The sequence below is a fragment of the Vampirovibrio sp. genome, from assembly GCF_041737375.1.
In the GTDB taxonomy this organism is placed as follows: domain Bacteria; phylum Cyanobacteriota; class Vampirovibrionia; order Vampirovibrionales; family Vampirovibrionaceae; genus Vampirovibrio.
In genome coordinates this window covers 42,149-60,068 of the sequence record NZ_JBGSRV010000012.1, presented here as the reverse complement: position 1 = coordinate 60,068, position 17,920 = coordinate 42,149, and the positions used below count along the sequence as shown (strand labels likewise).

13 protein-coding genes are annotated in these 17,920 nt (G+C 53.0%); 10 read left to right on the top strand and 3 right to left on the bottom strand.

All coding sequences use genetic code 11. From position 1 onward, the window contains the following. Positions 1-2: 2 nt before the first annotated feature. Entirely contained in the window at positions 3-1,046 is a 1,044-nt protein-coding gene (locus ACEW81_RS08870; protein ID WP_373532623.1) for a sodium:calcium antiporter, read from the bottom strand. Between the two features lie 142 nt (positions 1,047-1,188). Here ACEW81_RS08870 and ACEW81_RS08865 point away from each other — a divergent pair, with 142 nt between their 5' ends. Then, complete coding sequence (locus ACEW81_RS08865) at positions 1,189-3,447, top strand: RelA/SpoT family protein (RefSeq protein WP_373532622.1); 2,259 nt, start codon at positions 1,189-1,191, stop codon at positions 3,445-3,447. Between the two features lie 62 nt (positions 3,448-3,509). Here ACEW81_RS08865 and purH read toward each other — a convergent pair whose 3' ends face one another. Beyond that, on the bottom strand, positions 3,510-5,102 hold the full coding sequence (gene purH, locus ACEW81_RS08860) for a bifunctional phosphoribosylaminoimidazolecarboxamide formyltransferase/IMP cyclohydrolase (protein ID WP_373532621.1): 1,593 nt from the start codon (positions 5,100-5,102) through the stop codon (positions 3,510-3,512). Between the two features lie 212 nt (positions 5,103-5,314). Between purH and ACEW81_RS08855 the strand changes: the two genes are divergently transcribed. From ACEW81_RS08855 to ACEW81_RS08825, 7 genes are all read left to right on the top strand, one after another. Further along, complete coding sequence (locus ACEW81_RS08855; RefSeq protein WP_373532620.1) at positions 5,315-5,596, top strand: hypothetical protein; 282 nt, start codon at positions 5,315-5,317, stop codon at positions 5,594-5,596. A 163-nt stretch (positions 5,597-5,759) separates the two neighbouring features. Next, a complete protein-coding gene (locus tag ACEW81_RS08850) occupies positions 5,760-6,776 on the top strand; it encodes a PLP-dependent cysteine synthase family protein (RefSeq protein WP_373532619.1) in 1,017 nt (338 codons plus the stop codon). Between the two features lie 189 nt (positions 6,777-6,965). Next, a complete protein-coding gene (locus tag ACEW81_RS08845; RefSeq protein WP_373532618.1) occupies positions 6,966-8,228 on the top strand; it encodes a hypothetical protein in 1,263 nt (420 codons plus the stop codon). Between the two features lie 113 nt (positions 8,229-8,341). Then, positions 8,342-9,511 carry a cystathionine gamma-synthase gene (locus ACEW81_RS08840; protein ID WP_373532617.1) on the top strand — a complete coding sequence of 390 codons (1,170 nt, stop codon included), beginning with the start codon at positions 8,342-8,344 and terminating at the stop codon, positions 9,509-9,511. A gap of 14 nt (positions 9,512-9,525) precedes the next feature. Then, entirely contained in the window at positions 9,526-10,446 is a 921-nt protein-coding gene (locus ACEW81_RS08835) for a shikimate dehydrogenase family protein (RefSeq protein WP_373532616.1), read from the top strand. A 200-nt stretch (positions 10,447-10,646) separates the two neighbouring features. Then, positions 10,647-12,572: a leucyl aminopeptidase family protein gene (locus ACEW81_RS08830; RefSeq protein WP_373532615.1), complete on the top strand. Its 1,926-nt coding sequence runs from the start codon at positions 10,647-10,649 to the stop codon at positions 12,570-12,572. Positions 12,573-12,824: 252 nt separating this feature from the next. Beyond that, positions 12,825-13,379, top strand: coding sequence for a hypothetical protein (locus ACEW81_RS08825; protein WP_373532614.1), 555 nt, complete (start codon positions 12,825-12,827; stop codon positions 13,377-13,379). Positions 13,380-13,431: 52 nt separating this feature from the next. On the opposite strand, the gene ACEW81_RS08820 is transcribed toward ACEW81_RS08825, so the two are convergent. Then, positions 13,432-15,324 (bottom strand): SpoIID/LytB domain-containing protein, encoded by a 1,893-nt coding sequence (locus ACEW81_RS08820; RefSeq protein WP_373532613.1) that lies wholly within the window; start codon positions 15,322-15,324, stop codon positions 13,432-13,434. A gap of 161 nt (positions 15,325-15,485) precedes the next feature. Between ACEW81_RS08820 and ACEW81_RS08815 the strand changes: the two genes are divergently transcribed. Both ACEW81_RS08815 and ACEW81_RS08810 read left to right on the top strand, forming a co-directional pair. Further along, a complete protein-coding gene (locus ACEW81_RS08815) occupies positions 15,486-17,060 on the top strand; it encodes an NAD(P)H-hydrate dehydratase (protein ID WP_373532612.1) in 1,575 nt (524 codons plus the stop codon). A 101-nt stretch (positions 17,061-17,161) separates the two neighbouring features. Next, a complete protein-coding gene (locus tag ACEW81_RS08810; RefSeq protein WP_373532611.1) occupies positions 17,162-17,908 on the top strand; it encodes a HEAT repeat domain-containing protein in 747 nt (248 codons plus the stop codon). Positions 17,909-17,920 lie beyond the last annotated feature (12 nt).

Genomic DNA, 17,920 nt, shown 5'->3' with positions numbered 1-17,920 from the left:
AGTTAGAGCTTACCCCAGGTTAACAAGGCATAAAACAGAAATATGAGGTAGAAGATACCACTGCCAAACAGAATTTGAGGCAAGAATTTCGGGTTTTTCCAGGCGCACAGGTAAATAATGAACGATGAGGCCAGACAAAGCAGCACACTGAGAATGCCTTGAGCATTCAGCACCCAGGGGGTAAAGGCCAGCCCGATGGCGGTAGGAATACAACTTTGAAACACCATGGCCCCGGTAATGTTTCCCAAGGCCAAATTGTCTTTTTTGCCCCGAATCCACACCACGCTGTTGAATTTCTCGGGCAGCTCGGTGGCAATGGGGGTCACAATCATACTAAGCACCAGCGCAGGAATGCCCAGACTCATGGCCACATCGTTGATTTCGCCCACAAAAAAGTGAACCAGTACCAGCAGCATCACCAAACTGGCCGCAACCTGGGCCAAAATCAGCAGCGTTTTGGGCTCCTTGGTTCGGGGGGCAAAGGTTAAAACGGGCAATTCAAACTCTTCATCGGGAATATGCTCCCGCTGCAAGGTACGGTAAACATAAAAACCGTAAAAGGCCAACAAGCCAACCGCCAAAACCTGCTTTACCAGTAAGGATGGAATAAAAGCGGCCCCAAACACCGTGAGATAAGCCGGGAAAAAATAATGGTAATCCCGCCGAAACAGGTGCATATCAATCTTCAGTTTGGCGTCCCGCTTTTTCATCGCCGCAAAGTAAAACAAGGCGGTGGCAGTGACCCACATAGCCAAGGTTCCCAGCAGGAAGGGCGCCCCCAAAATGGCCCCCACCCCAATATCGTGCCCGGTTTCCAGGTTCATGGTGGATAAACCAAAATAACCCGACGCAATGGCGATAATGGGCACGAGCGTTTCCGGCAAAGCGGTGCCTACCGCCGCCAATACACTGCCAACCGCGCCTTCCGATAGCTTGAAACGGTGGCCTGTCCACTCAATCGCGTTGGTAAACAAGGCGCAAGTCGAAACAATCAGAACCAGTAAAACAACAATCTCGATAGCCGAGAGTAAAACATCAAAACTCATACTCCTGATTATATCCAAAACTGGTATTTTTGAGGCGAAAAGGTGATTTCAGGATTTCTGTAACGGAAAACTTTATAAATCAGGGGTTCATTCCCCCATTGAACGCTATATAATAAAGTGAGCGTAAGGGATTCTCAAAATCGTGCAAGAACTACAATCCGGCATCCTCAAGGAAGATGAGCTGTTTCAGCAGTTGCTGGATATTTTGCGCAGTCAGGAACGCCCTGAAAACGATTTGATTCGGGTGCGTGAGGCCTTTGAATACGCCCGTCGGATGCACGAGGGCCAGTATCGAAAAAATCAGGAAAACTACATTGTCCATCCGGTGAACGTGGCCATTATTCTGGCGGGCATTCCGGTGGATACCGCCACCATTATGGCCGCCCTGCTGCATGATGTGGTGGAAGACACCACCGCCAAGCCCGAAGACCTTGAGCGACAGTTTGGAGAAGAAGTACTGAAGCTGGTGGTGGGCGTGACCAAGCTGGGCAAGTTTGAGTTCGCTTCTAAAGAAGACGCCCACGCCGAGAATTTTAGAAAAATGTTTTTGGCAATGGCCGATGACGTGCGGGTGATCATGCTGAAGCTGGCGGATCGGTTGCACAACATGCAAACCCTGGAGCATATGAAGCCGGAAAAGCAGGTAAAAACCGCCACCGAAACCATTGAAATTTTTGGCCCACTGGCCAACCGCATGGGCATGGGAAAAATCCGGGCCGAACTGGAAGATCTATCGCTAAAATATCTGGATCCTGAGCGCTATGTGGAAATTGAAAGCGAAATTGCCCACACCACTGATGAGCGGGCCAACACCATTTTAATGGTGATTGAAAAGATCAAGGATCAGCTGTCGGCCATGAATATTGACGCCAAAATTTATGGCCGGGTTAAAAATTATTACAGCATTTATAAAAAAATGCGCACTCAGGAAAAGAAAGTTCAGGAAATATACGACATTAGCGCGGTGCGGGTTATTGTGAGCTGCGAACGGGAATGCTATGAGGTGTTGGGGGTTATTCACCACGCCTTTACCCCCATTCCGGGCCGGTTTAAAGATTACATTGCCATGCCCAAAAGCAACCTGTATCAATCGTTGCACACCACCGTCATTGGGCCTTATGGCCGCCCGCTGGAAGTACAAATTCGCACCCTGGATATGCACCGCATTGCTGAATACGGGATTGCTGCCCACTGGAAGTACAAGGAAACCGGCGTTTCTGAGGTCAATCAGGCGGGCGAAGAGCAGAAGATGTCGTGGTTACGGCAAATGGTGGAACTGAAAGACGATGTGGGTAACGCCAAAGAGTACGTCGATTCGGTGAAGCTGGACCTGTTTCGGGATGAAGTGTTTGTATTCACCCCCAAAGGCCGGGTGGTGGTGCTTCCCCGAGGGGCCACTCCGGTGGATTTCGCTTACCGCATTCATACCGAGGTGGGCAATACCTGCACAGGCGCCAAGGTCAACGGACGCATTGTGCCATTGAACTACGCCCTGAAAAATGGCGACATTGTTGACATTATTACCAGCAAAAAAAGCACGCCCCGGCTGGACTGGATTAACTTTGTACAGACCCAAACCGCCAAATCCCGCATTCGACAATGGTACAAAAAACACTACCGGGAAGAGCATGTGGAGCAAGGTCGCAAGCTGCTGGAAGCCGAGCTAACCCGTGCCGGGGTAGAAGAGGCCATTCGCAGCGGGAAGTTGGGCAAAGCGGCCGAAGAGCTGAATTACACCAACGTGGAAGACATGCTGGCCGCACTGGGCTACGGGGAAACCAATGTTGGCCGTATTACCGGTCGCTTGAAAAAAGAGCCGGAGCAGACGTTTGATCCAATGCTGCACAACTTTGCTTCCCGCAAAGAGCGGCCCATGATAAAGGGCAACGGCAAGGACATTCAGGGCCTGGAAGGCATGATGTACCAGAACGCCAAGTGCTGCAACCCGCTACCGGGCGAAGGCATTATCGGGGTAGTTACCCGCTCTCGGGGGGTCATGATTCACCGGGATGATTGCATTAACCTGGATCACGCCAACCCCAACCGGCGCATGTATGTAAGCTGGGAAGGCGAAAGCCAGACCAAGCACTCGGTGAAGCTGGATATTCATGTCATTGATCGGGTGGGCGTACTGAAGGATATTTTGACCAAAATTGCCGACTACAACGCCAACCTGTCCAACACCAAGGTAAAAATCCTGCCGGATCATACCGCCACCATTGAGCTAACGCTGGAAGTGGAAAACCTCAAGCATCTGGATCGGGTCCGGGATGCCATTTGCCAGATTAACGACGTGATTGGGGTTCGTCGTCAGCGGGGCAGAGGTCCTTGCAACCTGCCCAAAAAATCGCTTTCCGATCAGGATGAGCATGCCGAGGAAAGTCTGGACACCGAAAACTAGCCATACCTGAGGGGTATCGCCAGTTTTAGGGGTGCCACTTAAACGGCGTGTTAGGCCAGTGGTTAATGGCGGAATTCGCGAATGCCGGTGGTAATCATGGTCATGTTGAACTGGTTGGCCAGCTTGATCACATCCGGGTCTTTCACGCTGCCACCGGGCTGAATAATGGCGCCCACTCTGGCTTGCGCCGCAGCGTAAATATTATCTTCATGAGGCAGGAAGCCATCGGAGGCCAACACGGCATCCTTGGCCTGATCGCAGGCCAGTTTCAAGGCGCTTTCCAAGGCCCCAATGCGAGAAGTTTGCCCGCCGCCAATGCCAACGGTTTTACCGCCCTTGGCCAGTACAATGGCGTTGGATTTAACGTGCTTTACAATCTTCCAGGCAAACACCATATCTTCCAACTGGGCATCAGTAGGCTTCTTTTTAGTGGCGATTTTGAATACAGAGTCGGCCTGATTGGCCTTTTTCTCATCCACCGATTGCAGCAAAAACAAATCGTTGGAAACCTGCTTGTAATCTATCTGACCCGGTTTCAATCCGGGCAATTCCCGCTTCACCAAACGCAGGTTTTTCTTAGCCGACAACACATCAAAGGCGGCGGGCTCAAAATCCGGGGCGATAATCACTTCCAGAAAAATATCCTTCATGTGCTTGGCCGCATCTTCGGTTACTGGCTGGTTAAAGGCCACCACACCCCCAAAGGCGCTTAGCGGGTCGGTATCCAGCGCCCGACTAAAGGCATCCTGAACCGATCGGGTGGAAGTGGCCACACCGCAGGGGTTGTTATGTTTCACAATCACGCAGGCCGCGTTTTCGGTAAACTCGGTGGCGATATTCCAGGCCGCCTGCATATCCAGAATGTTGTTAAACGACAATTCCTTGCCGTGCAGATACTCAAAATCAACCGCTCGCTTGGCAAGCCCGTACAAGGCCGCTTGTTGGTGCGGGTTTTCCCCGTAGCGCAAATCTGTAATCTTGGAAAGCGGCAAAGTCACCATATCTGGCATGGCGGACAGCTCACCCTGTTTTTTGAGCTGCCCCATCAGGTAGCGATTAATCAGGCCGTCGTAATAGGCGGATTGGGCAAAGGCTTCTACCGCCAGCTTTTTGCGGAAGTTCAGCGAGGTGGCCCCGTTGCCTTTTTCCATTTGTTGCAAAAAGGCCTCATATTGCGACGCATTGCCCAGAATATTCACCAGCGGATAATTTTTAGCCGCCGCCCGAATCAGGGAAGAGCCGCCAATATCAATAAAGTGCAGCATGTGCAACGGATCGGGAGTGTCCTCTTCCTTGGCCAAGCGATCCCGCTCCGCCTCGAAGGGATAGAGGTTGACCACTACCACATCCACAGAAAAAGGCACGGTATCCTTGTCTTCCCGATCCTTGGCCTCGGCCAGAATGCCCGCGAAAATTTCGGGGTGCAAACTTTTTACCCGGCCCCCCAGCAATTCGCCAAACCCGGTGATTTCAGAGCTTTCAATGGCCGCAATCTTGCGGTCATCTAAAAACTTTTTAGTGCCGCCGGTGGATAAAATCACGTAGCCATACTGCTCGCTCAGCGCCCGGGCCAACGGCTCCAGCCCTTGCTTATCAAACACGCTGATAAAGGCCACTTTTTTTCCGGCAAATACGGCTTGCAACTCAGGCTTCATGGGGTCGGCACTCCTTTGGGGAATCGAGAAAGGGTAATGGAAAATATAGAATCTGAAGTCAATCAGACCACTGTATTCTATGCCGAAAGCATGGTGCTTTCCAGCGTACGAGCGTTTTTGTTGAACCGCTCAGGTGAGCGTTCACCCAAAAAAAGCTTAAAACCGGGAAGCTATAAATTTGAGTTTGGCGGGGATTTGATATGATAAAGCGCATGTCCCTGCCAGATATCTCTTTTTTTGATTACCACTGCGATCGCTGCGACGCTTCCGTTTGCGAGCGGGTTCAGCTGATGAATTTGGCCCTGAGCTACGAAGAAGAGCTGTTTTGCCTTGATTGCCTGGCGGCTGAGCAGGAATCCACCCCGGCGGATTTGGCCGAATTCGCCAAATCGTATGTTTACAGCCGAGACTGTTTTAAAAACCCGTGGGCCAAATTTCAGGCCACATCCTGCCCCAAAATCGCCCAAAATCAATGTTTTTGCCAAGATGCATAAGCGTTTTACAATCCCCAGCCGTTGAATTACGGGGCAACCCGGAACCAACCTTTGTTTTTGGTAAAATAGTTCAACCCGCAATCAATCAATTTTCCCTCCTCAATTTTTCCGGTTCACCTTTTTTGAGTCCCATTTAGTCCCAAGCACGAAATAAAGGTTTTTTATGTCCACGCCCACCAGCACTGAGCAACACAAACACGTTCCTACCCACTACCAAGGCATTTGCGACTCCATTACCGATGCCATTGGCCATACCCCCATGGTGCGGCTGAACCGGGTGTTTAGTGAGTTCCCGGAAACCACGGTGCTGGCCAAAGTAGAATTTGTAAACCCCAACGGCTCCATGAAAGACCGCATTGCCCTGCGCATGATTGAACGCGCCGAGCAGGAAGGGCGTATTAAACCTGGCGATACCCTGGTAGAACCCACCAGCGGCAACACCGGCCTAGGGCTGGCCATGGTTTGCGCCGCCAAAGGCTACAAGCTGGTGATTACCATGCCCCTTAAAATGAGTGAAGAGAAGCGCCGCCTGATTCGGGCCTTTGGCGCAGAGTTGATTTTGGCCCCCACCGAGCTGGCCCACGATCACCCAGATAACTACATTGAAATTGCCAAGCGCATTGCCCGTGAGCGCCCCAATACCCACATGCTGAACCAGTATGAAAACCCCGGCAACCCCGAAGCGCATTACCTGACCACCGGCCCGGAAATTTGGGAGCAAACCGGCGGAAAGTTTGATTACTTTGTGTGCGGCATGGGAACCGGCGGCACCATTACCGGCACTTCCCGCTATTTAAAAGAGCAAAACCCCAATCTGAAGATTGTGGGCGCCGATCCGGTGGGTTCTATCTTCTCCGGTGGCCAGCCCGGACAGTATTTAGTGGAAGGCATTGGCTATGATTTTTGGCCACAAGTATTTGACGTGAAACTGGTGGATCAAATGTTTGCCATCAACGATCGGGATTCCTTTGCCGAAGCCCGCCGCATTACCCGTGAAGAGGGGATGTTGGTAGGCGGATCGTGTGGAACCGTTTTGGCCGCCACTCGCAAATTACTACAAAGTGGCGATTTTAAAGGCAAAACCATTGTGTTAATGTTGCACGACAATGGCCGTAACTACATTTCCAAACTTTATAATGATGAATGGATGCAGGAACAAGGACTGATTGACCCGGCCTAGTGGCAATTGTCGCCGCTTTACACACCTAAATACGGCGTTTGGTTTTTATATCAGCCTATACACCCGTTGATGACTTTAAATTTTTAACACCTTTTTTGGAGTTCCCATTCCATGCTGCCAGTACTGAGACATTTTTTACCCAAGCCGACTCGCCTTGCTCATTCCATGATCAAACCAGGAGCGTTCAGGGTGAATGCACCCATGGCCAGCCATACGCCCAATGGATCGCCATTGTTCTCAACGGCTCCCTACGCACCTCACCAGCGGTTTCAGTCGTTCCAAAGGCATAATACCCCTCCAGCTATGGCGCTCAGGCAACCCATCCAACCCGATACCTTTAGCCAAAGACTACCCCAACCCTTGCAACCCTTCGGCTTTGATCCGTACCTGGCGGAAGGTATTCGGCGCTCCAAACTATCCTTCGCTGAGGAAGTGCGCTTTAACGCCGATACCGCTGAGGCCATCCGGCGTTCTAAGCTAGACCCGGATCTGACGGAAGCCATTCGGCGCTCCAAAATCACCTACAAAGAAGAAGCTCGCTTTAACGCGGATACCGCTGAGGCCATCCGGCGCTCTAAACTTGACCCGGATCTGGCGGAAGCCATTCGGCGCTCCAAAGTCACTTATAAAGAAGAAGTCCGTTTTCACGCAGACCTCGCGGAAGCCAAGAGACGCTCTATACGGTCTTACGCTGAAGAAATTAGCAAAAAGTCCCTGTTCAAAAAAACCCCTTGGACCCATAAGCCCTTTCAACGCTCAAAACCAGAAACGCTTTCTGGTGGCGTAAATCAAGCTGCGGTTGCTGGCGTTTTAAAAACCAGCCAGATGTTTGGCACTGATTTAAAATCCATTCAATTTCAGCAGGGAAATGCCAACACCTGTTACCTGCTTTCCGCGCTGGACAATATTTTTCATCACCCACAAGGTGAAAAAATACTGGATTTAATTAAAATCAAACAAAGCCCAACGGGTTATAGCGTTAAATTCCCCAGCCAACCGCACGAAATTAAGGTGCGGAACCATGAATTGGGGAAATACACCCAATCCAGCACACCGGGTGTGGCTTTACTGGAGCAAGCTTACTTGAAACTGCCAGGGGCCAAAACCCCGCTGGAATATGACAACACCCACGATGCGCTGGCTCGAATCTTTGGCTCCGAGCGCTTAAGAGAGTCCAATGTTGCAGCAACAACCTTGAAAGACTCGCTGCAACAGCAACACGCCGCTGGCGATTTTGCGGATATCTGGACCACCACCCGTCGGGTAAAAAATCGTGCCGGGCAGCCTGTTAAAACGGGCTCACACTATTTCTCCGTACGCCGGAACCCGGATGACGCCTCTAAAATTTCATTGGTAAACCCTTACCGCACCCAAACCGTAGAGCAAACCTTAACCCATTCTGAATTTGGCGATGCCTTCTGGCCGGAACTCAACCGAATTCGGATCCGCTAAATCGTGGCCTTTAAGGGCTTTTAAAGGGCATAAAATTCATTTTGTTTTGGCGTGTTTCGAGTATGGTATTGCTAATCGTATTTGCCACTACCTGATGAAAGGAAGCCTTTGCCATGCAATTCAAAACCATTGCCATTCACAGCCATCAACACCCCGATCCGGTGACCGGGGCGGTGATTAACCCCATTTATCAAACCTCCACCTTTGCCCAGGAAGATGCCGGTGTGCATAAGGGCTGGGATTATTCCCGCTGCGGCAACCCCACCGTGGATACACTGGCCGGTGTGCTGGCGGATTTAGAAGGCGGTAAGCATGGCTATTGCTTTTCCAGCGGCGTGGGCGCACTGGTTACCATGTGCAACGCCCTGTTTGTACCCGGCGATCATTTATTAATTGGCGATGACGTTTATGGCGGGACCTTCCGCTACACCACCAAGGTGCTGGCCAAATACGGCGTTGAAATCGAATTTATTGACATGACCGATCCCCAAAATGTGGAAAAGGCCATCAAGCCCAACACCAAAATGGTGTACATGGAATCGCCCACCAACCCTCTGCTGAAGCTGGTGGACATTGCCGCCATTAACCACATTGCCAAAAAGCGCAATATTTTAACCTGCGTGGATAACACCTTTGCCAGCCCCTACCTGCAACGCCCCATTGAAATGGGTGTGGATATCGTGTTGCACAGCACCACCAAGTACATTGGCGGACACAGCGATGTGATTGGCGGCGCGCTGGTGCTAAAAGACGACAGCCTGAATGACGCCATTCGTTTCCACCGCAATACCATTGGGGCCAACCCCGATCCCTTCAACTCATGGCTCACCTTGCGGGGACTGAAAACTCTGGGCCTGCGCATGGATGCCCATTGCGCCAGCGCTTTGGAGCTGGCTCAGTATCTGGAAAATCATGAAGCCATTGAAACCGTTTTTTACCCCGGCTTGCCCTCTCACCCCCAGCATGAACTGGCCAAAAAGCAGATGAAAGCGGGTGGCGGCATGATTTCCGTACGGGTTAAAGGCGGCGAAAAAGAAGCCCGCCAACTGCTGAAAAGCGTTAAGGTATTTACGCTGGCTGAAAGTTTGGGCGGTGTGGAATCGCTGATTGAGCATCCTGCGTTGATGACCCACTTATCGGTTGATCCCAAGGTGCGGCAGGAAATTGGCATTACCGATAACCTGATTCGCCTGTCTGTGGGCATTGAGGACGTGGCCGATTTAAAAGCCGATTTGGCCCAGGCCCTGCAGGTTATTTCCGGCAAAGCCCCCGCCACCGTTTAAGTTAAGCGCTGTTTATGGATTTTTTAAAGCTGGGCATTATTGGCCATCCGCTCACCCATAGCCTGTCTCCGCTGCTGCATGCCAACCTGTTGCAATTGCTAGGGTTGGCCGGTGAATATCGCAAGTACGACTGCCCCCCCGCCGATTTGGACGCATTGCTGCCCACACTCGCCCACCAGCAAGTGCGGGGGCTGAACGTGACCATTCCGCACAAAGTGGCGGTGATGAAAGCCATGGACTGGCTCAGCCCAGAAGCGGCACTGGCCGGGGCGGTAAATACCATCGTGTTCAGTCGCTCGGAAAAAAATCCTGATGCAAAAAATCCCGATCTCTACACCCTGAAGAGCTACAACACCGATATTACCGGCTTTATGCGAAGCCTGCCCGCAGGCGTGCTGCACGACTTGCCTCAAAGCGATTTGCTGGTGCTGGGGGCGGGCGGATCGGCCCGAGCGGTGATGACCGGGCTGATTCAGGCCAAAACCGCATCCATTACTTTTGCGGTGCGCGACCCATTAAAAGCCATTTCCATTACCAGTGATGGTGAAATGGTGAAGCAAACCTACCAAAGCCCCACCCAACTTAATTTAGTATCGCTGGACACTTTACCCTGCCTGTCCGCTTTTCAGGGGCTAATCAACACCACCCCGGTGGGCATGTATCCACAAGAGGCCCAAAGCCCTATCCCCGCTCATCAGCTGGAAGCCCTGCCCCTTCAAGCCTGGGTGTATGATCTCATCTATCGCCCCATAGAAACCCGCTTGCTGAGTCTGGCCAAAGCTCAAGGGCTAATCACGGCCAATGGTTTGGATATGCTGATTTATCAGGGAATTTGCGCCTTTGAGCTGTGGAGCGAAATGAATGTGCCCGCCCACTTCACCCCCGCCTTGCGGCAAACGCTGGAAAACGCCCTTCAGCTCCCCTCGGCCCCATAGAGCAAAAAGAAGTCCGTGCGCCCAAGTGGGCTTAAATCCGGTACAATGAGGGAGGAGAGGTAGGGTTTACTTCCAATACCGGCACCTGTTTTGGCCTTTGTTTTAGTTCTGGAGAAGCGCCAAAAGCCTACCCCAAGCCCAGCATTTACAGTTTAGTCAATCATATTCATCAACACAGAGAAGAGTTAGGAGAGTTTTTCATGGGGTCAGCGAAAACCCGCTTTGTTTTTTCCACCGAAAAAGCCACCGCCATCAAGGCCGATGGGGTGATTATTCCCGTTTTTAAAAAGCCCGCACCCAAAACCGACAGCAAGGCCAAAGACAAAAAAGACGTGGATCCGACCACCACCATTATTTGGCCCATCACGCTGGATAAAGCCTTAAAAGATGAAATTGAGGCCATTGCCGTTGAAGAAAAATTTGATGGCAGCAAAGGTAAAACGCTGACCATTCGCCAATCATCCGCCAACAAACTGGGTGCCCGCCGCTTGGTTATCTTAGGGCTGGGCGAAGCGGACCAGCTGCAGGCTCGTCACTGGGAAACCAACGCCCTGAAAGCCCTCTCAGGCCTACTGGGATTGAAGGATTTTAAATCCGCGGCCATTTTATTGCCCCAAACCACCGAAAACCTGAGCGCTGAAGCGGCCGTATCGCTGGCGGTGGACGCTGTTTTTCAGGCCACTTACAAATCCATGGAATCCAAAGAACCCAACCCCGGCTTGCAGCAAGTGACCCTGTTGAGCGAACAAAAACTGGAAAACACACTCAAACAGGCTCAGGCATTGGCGCATGCCCGCAGTTTGGTGAAGGATTTGGTCAATCATCCTTCCAACCTGAAAAATACCGACACTTTGGTGAATCACGCCAAAACCATTGGCAAAAGCAGCGCCATTAAAGTAAACGTGCAAAGCAACAGCGCCTGGATTGAAAAAAACATGCCCTGCTTCTTCACAGTGGCAAAAGGCTCTTTGGCCAGCGATCCTCCCAAGTTCATTACCTTGCACTACGCCCCAAAATCCGGCAAGGCCAAAAAGAAAATTGCCATTGTGGGCAAAAGCGTTATTTTTGACACCGGCGGTTATCAGGTAAAACCCGGCGATTACATGGTGACCATGAAGGGCGATATGACCGGCGGGGCGGTTGCTTTGGCCACCATGCAGGCCATTGCCGAATTACAGCCCCAGCATTTGGAAATTACCGCCTACCTGGCGGCCACCCCCAACAAAATTGATAGCGACGCCATGATCCCGGATTCCATTGTGGATACCACCTGCGGCAAAAAAGTGGAAATTCGCCACACCGATGCCGAAGGACGGTTAACCCTGATTGACGCCGTGGCCAAAGCGGCGGAAACCAAGCCCGCCGAAATCATCACCATTGCCACCCTCACCGGGGCGGCTTCAGTGGCCGTGGGCTCTTACATTGCCTTAATGGGCAGCAATGAAGCCTTGCGGGATCGCATCGCCACTGCGGGGCGCTCTCAGGGGGAACAACTGCAAACCCTGGATGTGACCGAAGATGATTACGACAATATTAAAAGCAAGCTGGACGGAGCCGATATTATCAACACCTCTCAGCGCAAAAACCGGGGCGCCCAAAGCGCTGCCGCCTTTGTCATGAGTGGCGCACCCGATGACATTCCAATGGCGCATCTGGATATCGCCGGGGCCGATATGACCCCGGATGAAAAAGCCACGGGGGTTTCGGTGAAAACCATTATTCAGTATTTGCTGAATGAAGAGGCCAGCTTGGGCGGCGGCGGTAAAACCGGCAGTTCCAAATCCGCTAGCACCAGCCCAGCCGTGGACACCAAGCCAGTGGCGAAAGTGGCCACAACCAAAGTAACAACCAAGCCAGTAGCAAAAGCGGCCACAACCAAAGTAGCAACTAAGCCAGTAGCAAAAGCGGCCACAACCAAAGCAGCGACCAAGCCAGTGGCAAAAGCGGCGGCAAAACCTGCGACCAAAAAAGCGGCCCCTTCGGCGAAAGTGGCCAAAGCCCCTGCCACAGTACCGTTGAAAAGTCCCGCCAAAAAAGGCGCTGGCAGCCCCGCCAAAGGATCGCCTAAAAAACCCAGCGACCGGCAGCCCCCCAAGACCAAGCCTGCCCCTAAAAAGAAAAAATAATCTGCCCCTGATTTAAAACCATCCAAAAGCCTCGATGCCATCGGGGCTTTTTGGCGTGATTGCGCTTTGCTGTTTTTAAAAAAAAGCAGCGCTGCTCGACTGAAGAGGGTTTGTGCGCCAAGGGGCAGTCCTCACCCGGCATGATCGCAATCCCTGCCAAGTCATACACCCAACCGATGCGCTAAGCCCGCAAGGTTGGCTATGCTGAAGGCAAAGCCCCCCAAAAAAGCATTCAACAGGAGCCGTGGAGACATGCCCAACAGGAACCATAAAATAGCCCACGCATGGCAGACGCTTTGCATATTAGCCTTGCTGGCCATATTGCCCACCCCCTGCTGGGCCGACCTGATGCACTTTGAAAACGGAAAAGTAGTGCGGGGCAAACTGGATAGACTCACCGGGGATATTATTGAATTTAAGGAAGCCGGACTGTTTGGCAGCAAACTGCACATTGCCCGCATTCAACTGAGCAACCGGCACGACGTGGTGGAAACACTGGGAAATAAACGCTATTTCGGTGAAATCGTGTATCTGGATCGCTTTAAGCTGGAGCTGAAAACCACCACCGGCATGGTGAACCTGAACCGATTAAAACTGACCAACATTGTCATGGGCGCCCCTGCCGAACAACCCGTTTCCGGCAGCGATATGATGCGGTTGGCGCCTCAATTTAGCACTAGTCAATCAGCCGCACAGCCCATGGTTCAATTTCCGGCAGGCGCAGAACCTTTACCTGGAACAGAGGGCAGCGTTCGACCCTCCGGCTGGGATGATCAGGATGCCATTCCCGCTGTGAATCATTATTAAATTAATCAAGATTAATGAATCACGGCTTGGCATTGATTATGGTTAAGGCGGGTTACCGCTTGGCCACCTGCGCCACCGGTTGGGCGGGATATAGCTCAATCCAGGCTTTAATGGACCGTTGTGGGTTTTCGGGGTCGGGATACAGCATCAAGCTGTTCAGTTGACCGGGCCGTAAGTAGGCATTTACCTCAATGCCAGAGCGAAAGCCACTGGGGTTGAGTTTCAAAGGTTTACCGTTCAGCTCAATGGCAATGTTCGCCTGATTGAGCGGTAACTGGGCAGCGGCGGACTCGCCTTGTTGAATCCACAGCATGCCTTTGGGGTGATGCACATCAAAGCGGGTCAGCACCGGCTTTTCAGCCCGGCCCGGCCCCACGGCGATGGGAATGGAACCCAGACTGACCCCCCGGTAATAATGCTGCACAATTTGAGGAAACTGGTAGCCGTGCTTGTGCATCCAACTGGCCCCCAGTTGGCTAAGCCCCACGCCATGGCCAAAGCCGCCCCCGTTGGCAATCAAGCCAATGGTAGCCCCTTTGGGGTCTTTTTGCGGGGTGAAAACCACATTGCCGCTAGGCAGCATTTTACCGCCCTTGCTGAATACTTTTCGCAGCAGAAATTCTTTTTTCACCGTCCAGCTGCCTCGACTGCCCTGAATGGCCACGGTCATGGCCTTGCCAGAGACGCCCCGTTCCAGTACGGTAATGCCCTTAAAAACGCCAATGCTGTCACCGGGCCTAAAAGCTGGGCTGATAAACGCCTTGGTGGAATTGTCCTTGGAAACGGCCAGCAGGCCCTGATTGAGGGTGGCTTCCAGCTCAGACCGGGTCCAGCGTTTTTCCCAGCGGTAGTAGGGAGATTCCACATCAAAACTGCGAAAATCGGGGCTGGTCCAAAATTTGCGAGCGCCCGTTTCCGTTCTCAAATCCAGACCGGCGGGCAAAGGGACATCGGGGCCGCCTTGCAAATAGGCAATGGCCGGGGCCGGGTACTGTTTGGTTAAGGGATCGGAAAAGGCGTAGGAATAATTTTCGGCATAGCCCCCATGCGAGGAGCTGAACAGGGCCAGAATGGGATCGCCATTATACAGGCCCACCAGCCCTTCGGTATCGGCAATGGCGTTGTTACTGCCGGGGGTTTCCGTTTGAGAGCCCAGATACACCTGGCACAACTGGGAATCGCAAATATCAAAAGTTTTCCAAGGTTTTTCCCGAGGGCGAATGGCGTAATTGCGAGCGGCGACCGCTTGCGCTTTGACCGCCTCCAGCCCGTAGCGCATGGGCAGCTCATTCGGCACCACCGCTTTTAAATAATCTTCCAGAGAAACCACATCTACCACCGTTAACTTGGCTGGTGAGGAAGCGGCACGCACAATTTCAAACACCCCCCGGTACTCCGGGATTTCCTTGCGGCGGGTAATGTTGGTAATTTTAAGCCGGTGATTTTCATTCAGCGGAGCGGCCACCAGCGGACCGGGAACCGGCATGACCGCACCGGCTGGCCCTTGGGCCGGAACCGTTTGAATGTTTAAATTGGGCAGCGGAGAAGGCGGGGCCGTTGCGAAGACCAAGCCGGTCTTTTTAAGATAAAAGCCGTTCCCATCCACGGTAACGGTCACAATATCGCCTGCGTTTCCACTGAGAACGGGCAATCCGGTGTTTTTATCCCGAATCACAAAGGGGCCAGTGGCGGAAATTTGAGTGCGGGGGTATTCCAGAGTGGTCATGCTGTCATCGCTAATGCCCACCCGAATCAGGTCGGCATCGATGTAGGCGGTTTTGGGGGTCCAGTCGGCTTGCGATTGACTGTGCATCCACCCGGCAGTTCCCGCTAGAATGCCTACCAGTCCTAAGGACACACTCAGACCAACCCGCAGGCCGGGCAAGCGGAGCCGCCGCATGGCAATCCGGTTTTTCACAGGCAACAACATCTCCACACCCATCATCACGCTCTCTTTCTGCTGAATTGAAACTCTCCTTGTCATTATACCGTTTCCCACACCGGCATTTTAAACAGAAGCGTTTGGAACGCCCTCCCCGAACCCAGGGGCTTTATGATAGCTTTTAAAGTATTGACGCCCAACCCTTAACCCAGGTTCCAGAACCCATGAAACTGATTGCCAACCTCAGCGACATTGATCGAAAAACCACGCTCCAAACCGGTATTTCCGCGGAAGCCCTGATGGAAAACGCAGGCACGCAGGTTGCTTTGGCCGTTCAGACGCTTGCCCAAACGCATCAAAGGGGGGTATTGGTTTGCGGACCCGGCAACAATGGCGGCGATGGCTTTGTATGCGCCCGCAAACTGTATGAATCGGGCTATGCTTCTCTCAGCGTGATTTATACCGGCACCGGGTACCGGGGAGAATCGCTCAAAAATCTGGAAAAAGTGTTGGTGGGCGTGCCGGTGGAGATTGTATCGGCCACGGAAAAGCCGGAGCAGGCCATCATGCGTATTCAGCAAGCCGATTTTATAGTGGATGCCCTGTTTGGCAGTGGGTTAAGCCGCAATATCACAGGCATTGAGGCCCGGTTGATTGACGCCATCAACCAGCGCCACCAATCCACCCATTGTCCAGTCATGGCCATTGATCTGCCTTCTGGAATCAACAGCGAGCAGGGCCAGACCATGGGGGTGGCGATACAGGCCACCCATACCGTTACCTTTGCCACCGGCAAGCCGGGGCTGTATTTGTATCCGGGTAAAGCCTGCGCCGGAAGCGTTTCGGTGGTGGATATCGGCATTCCAGCCCAACTAATTGAAGCGGATGAAAGTCCGCTATCTCTCATCAGCCATGCCGCAGCCCGCTCATGGCTGCCCCCCCGAGCGCCAGATAGCCATAAGTATCACCACGGGCATGTGCTGGTGATTGCGGGCAGTCAGGCCATGCCGGGAGCGGCCATTTTATGTGCGGAAGCCGCCATGCGCTGCGGGGCCGGACTGGTAACGCTGGCCGCCCCGGCCACGGTGTTTAACCAATTGCCCCTTCTGCCGGAAATCATGCGCTTGCCCCTGAGCGATGAGCATCAGTTAGGCCCCAACACGCTTGGTGCTTTACAAAATGATTTTTCAGTCAAAAAATATAAAGCAGTGGTCATCGGCCCCGGTTTAGGGCGAACCCCGGAAACCATTCAGGTCATCCAAAGCCTGTTGGGGTGGTTGAAATCCCTGAATGTGCCGGTGGTGGTGGATGCGGATGGCTTGTTCGCACTAGGCCAATCGCCCATGGCCTTGTCGGCCCAATTTATAGTAACGCCCCATGCCGGGGAATGTGCTCGTTTGCTGGGTATGGATGGCGCCGGCGCCATAATGGCCAATCTACCGCAGGCGGCACATGCCACCCGAGAACGGTACGGGGCCAACGTGGTACTAAAGGCGGCCAGTACAGTGATAACCACACTGGGATCACCAAGCGATGGCCCCACCTGCTGGATTTCGCCCACCGGCAATGCGGGCATGGCCACCGCTGGCAGTGGGGATGTGTTAGCAGGTATTATTGGCGCCTTTGCGGCCCAAATGCAAGCCCAGCAAAAGCCGGTGTGGCAAGCGGGGCCACTGGGGGTTTACATCCATGGTTTGGCAGGGGATGCCGCCGCCGACACTCAAACTCAATATGCCATGCTGGCATCCCACATTAGCCAGCACCTGCCCCATGCCTTTCGCTCAGTATTGGCCCTGTAAAGCATTCAGCTGTATCGCAGTAAGAAGAAAAAAGGCTGCCGGGTTCATGCGTCTGTGGGCATGCTTAAACCATTCCTGCCAAAAGCTGGCATAATAGCAGTATGAGCAGCTTTATTCCCATTAAAAAAATTAAAAAACGCACGACCGAAGGGCAGGTACAAGTTTGGTTCGCCGTGCCTTCTATGGCCATTGCCACCCCTCAGGGCCGGGTACTGATTCCCAACCCGTCCGGGGCGGAAGCCGCCCTGTTCCCTTCCGTGGAAGAGGCGGAAGAGGCCATTCGCCGAGCCGGATTTGATTATGAGTTTGAGGGGAAGCAGGTTTTCGCTTTCAACCAACCCGCAGGCGGCCTCAAACCCACCGCCCTGCAAGCAGGGGCCTCTCCTCTTGAGCAGGCCGTACCACTGCTGATTCAACAGTTAAAAGACCGGGAAAGCAGTGTGGTGGCCAATGCCGCCTACGCCTTGGGCTCGGTCCGGGCCTATGCCGCTTTGGATGCTTTAAGCGCCATTTTGGGACACGATGATCCGGGGGTTCGCAAGCAGGTGGCCGAAGCCATGGCCCGACTGGGGGCCGCCGCATTGCCCAAACTAACGGCAGCGTATGAGCAAGCCCGCACCAATACCGGCAAACAGGCCCCTTACATTCGGCTTACCATTTTAAGCGCCTTTTTGGAAATGGTGGAGCATGGCAACGGCCCCACCTTTAGCAACCAGTTCTTACCGTTAGCGGTAACCGCCTTGGGAGACGACAGCTGGCTGGTGAAAGCCCAGGCGGCCTTGCTGATTGGGCGTACCGCTCAGTCATTGGAAGAAGAACGCCGCCGGGCCGAGCAAAAGCGCCCTTAAAGCCTGCTTATT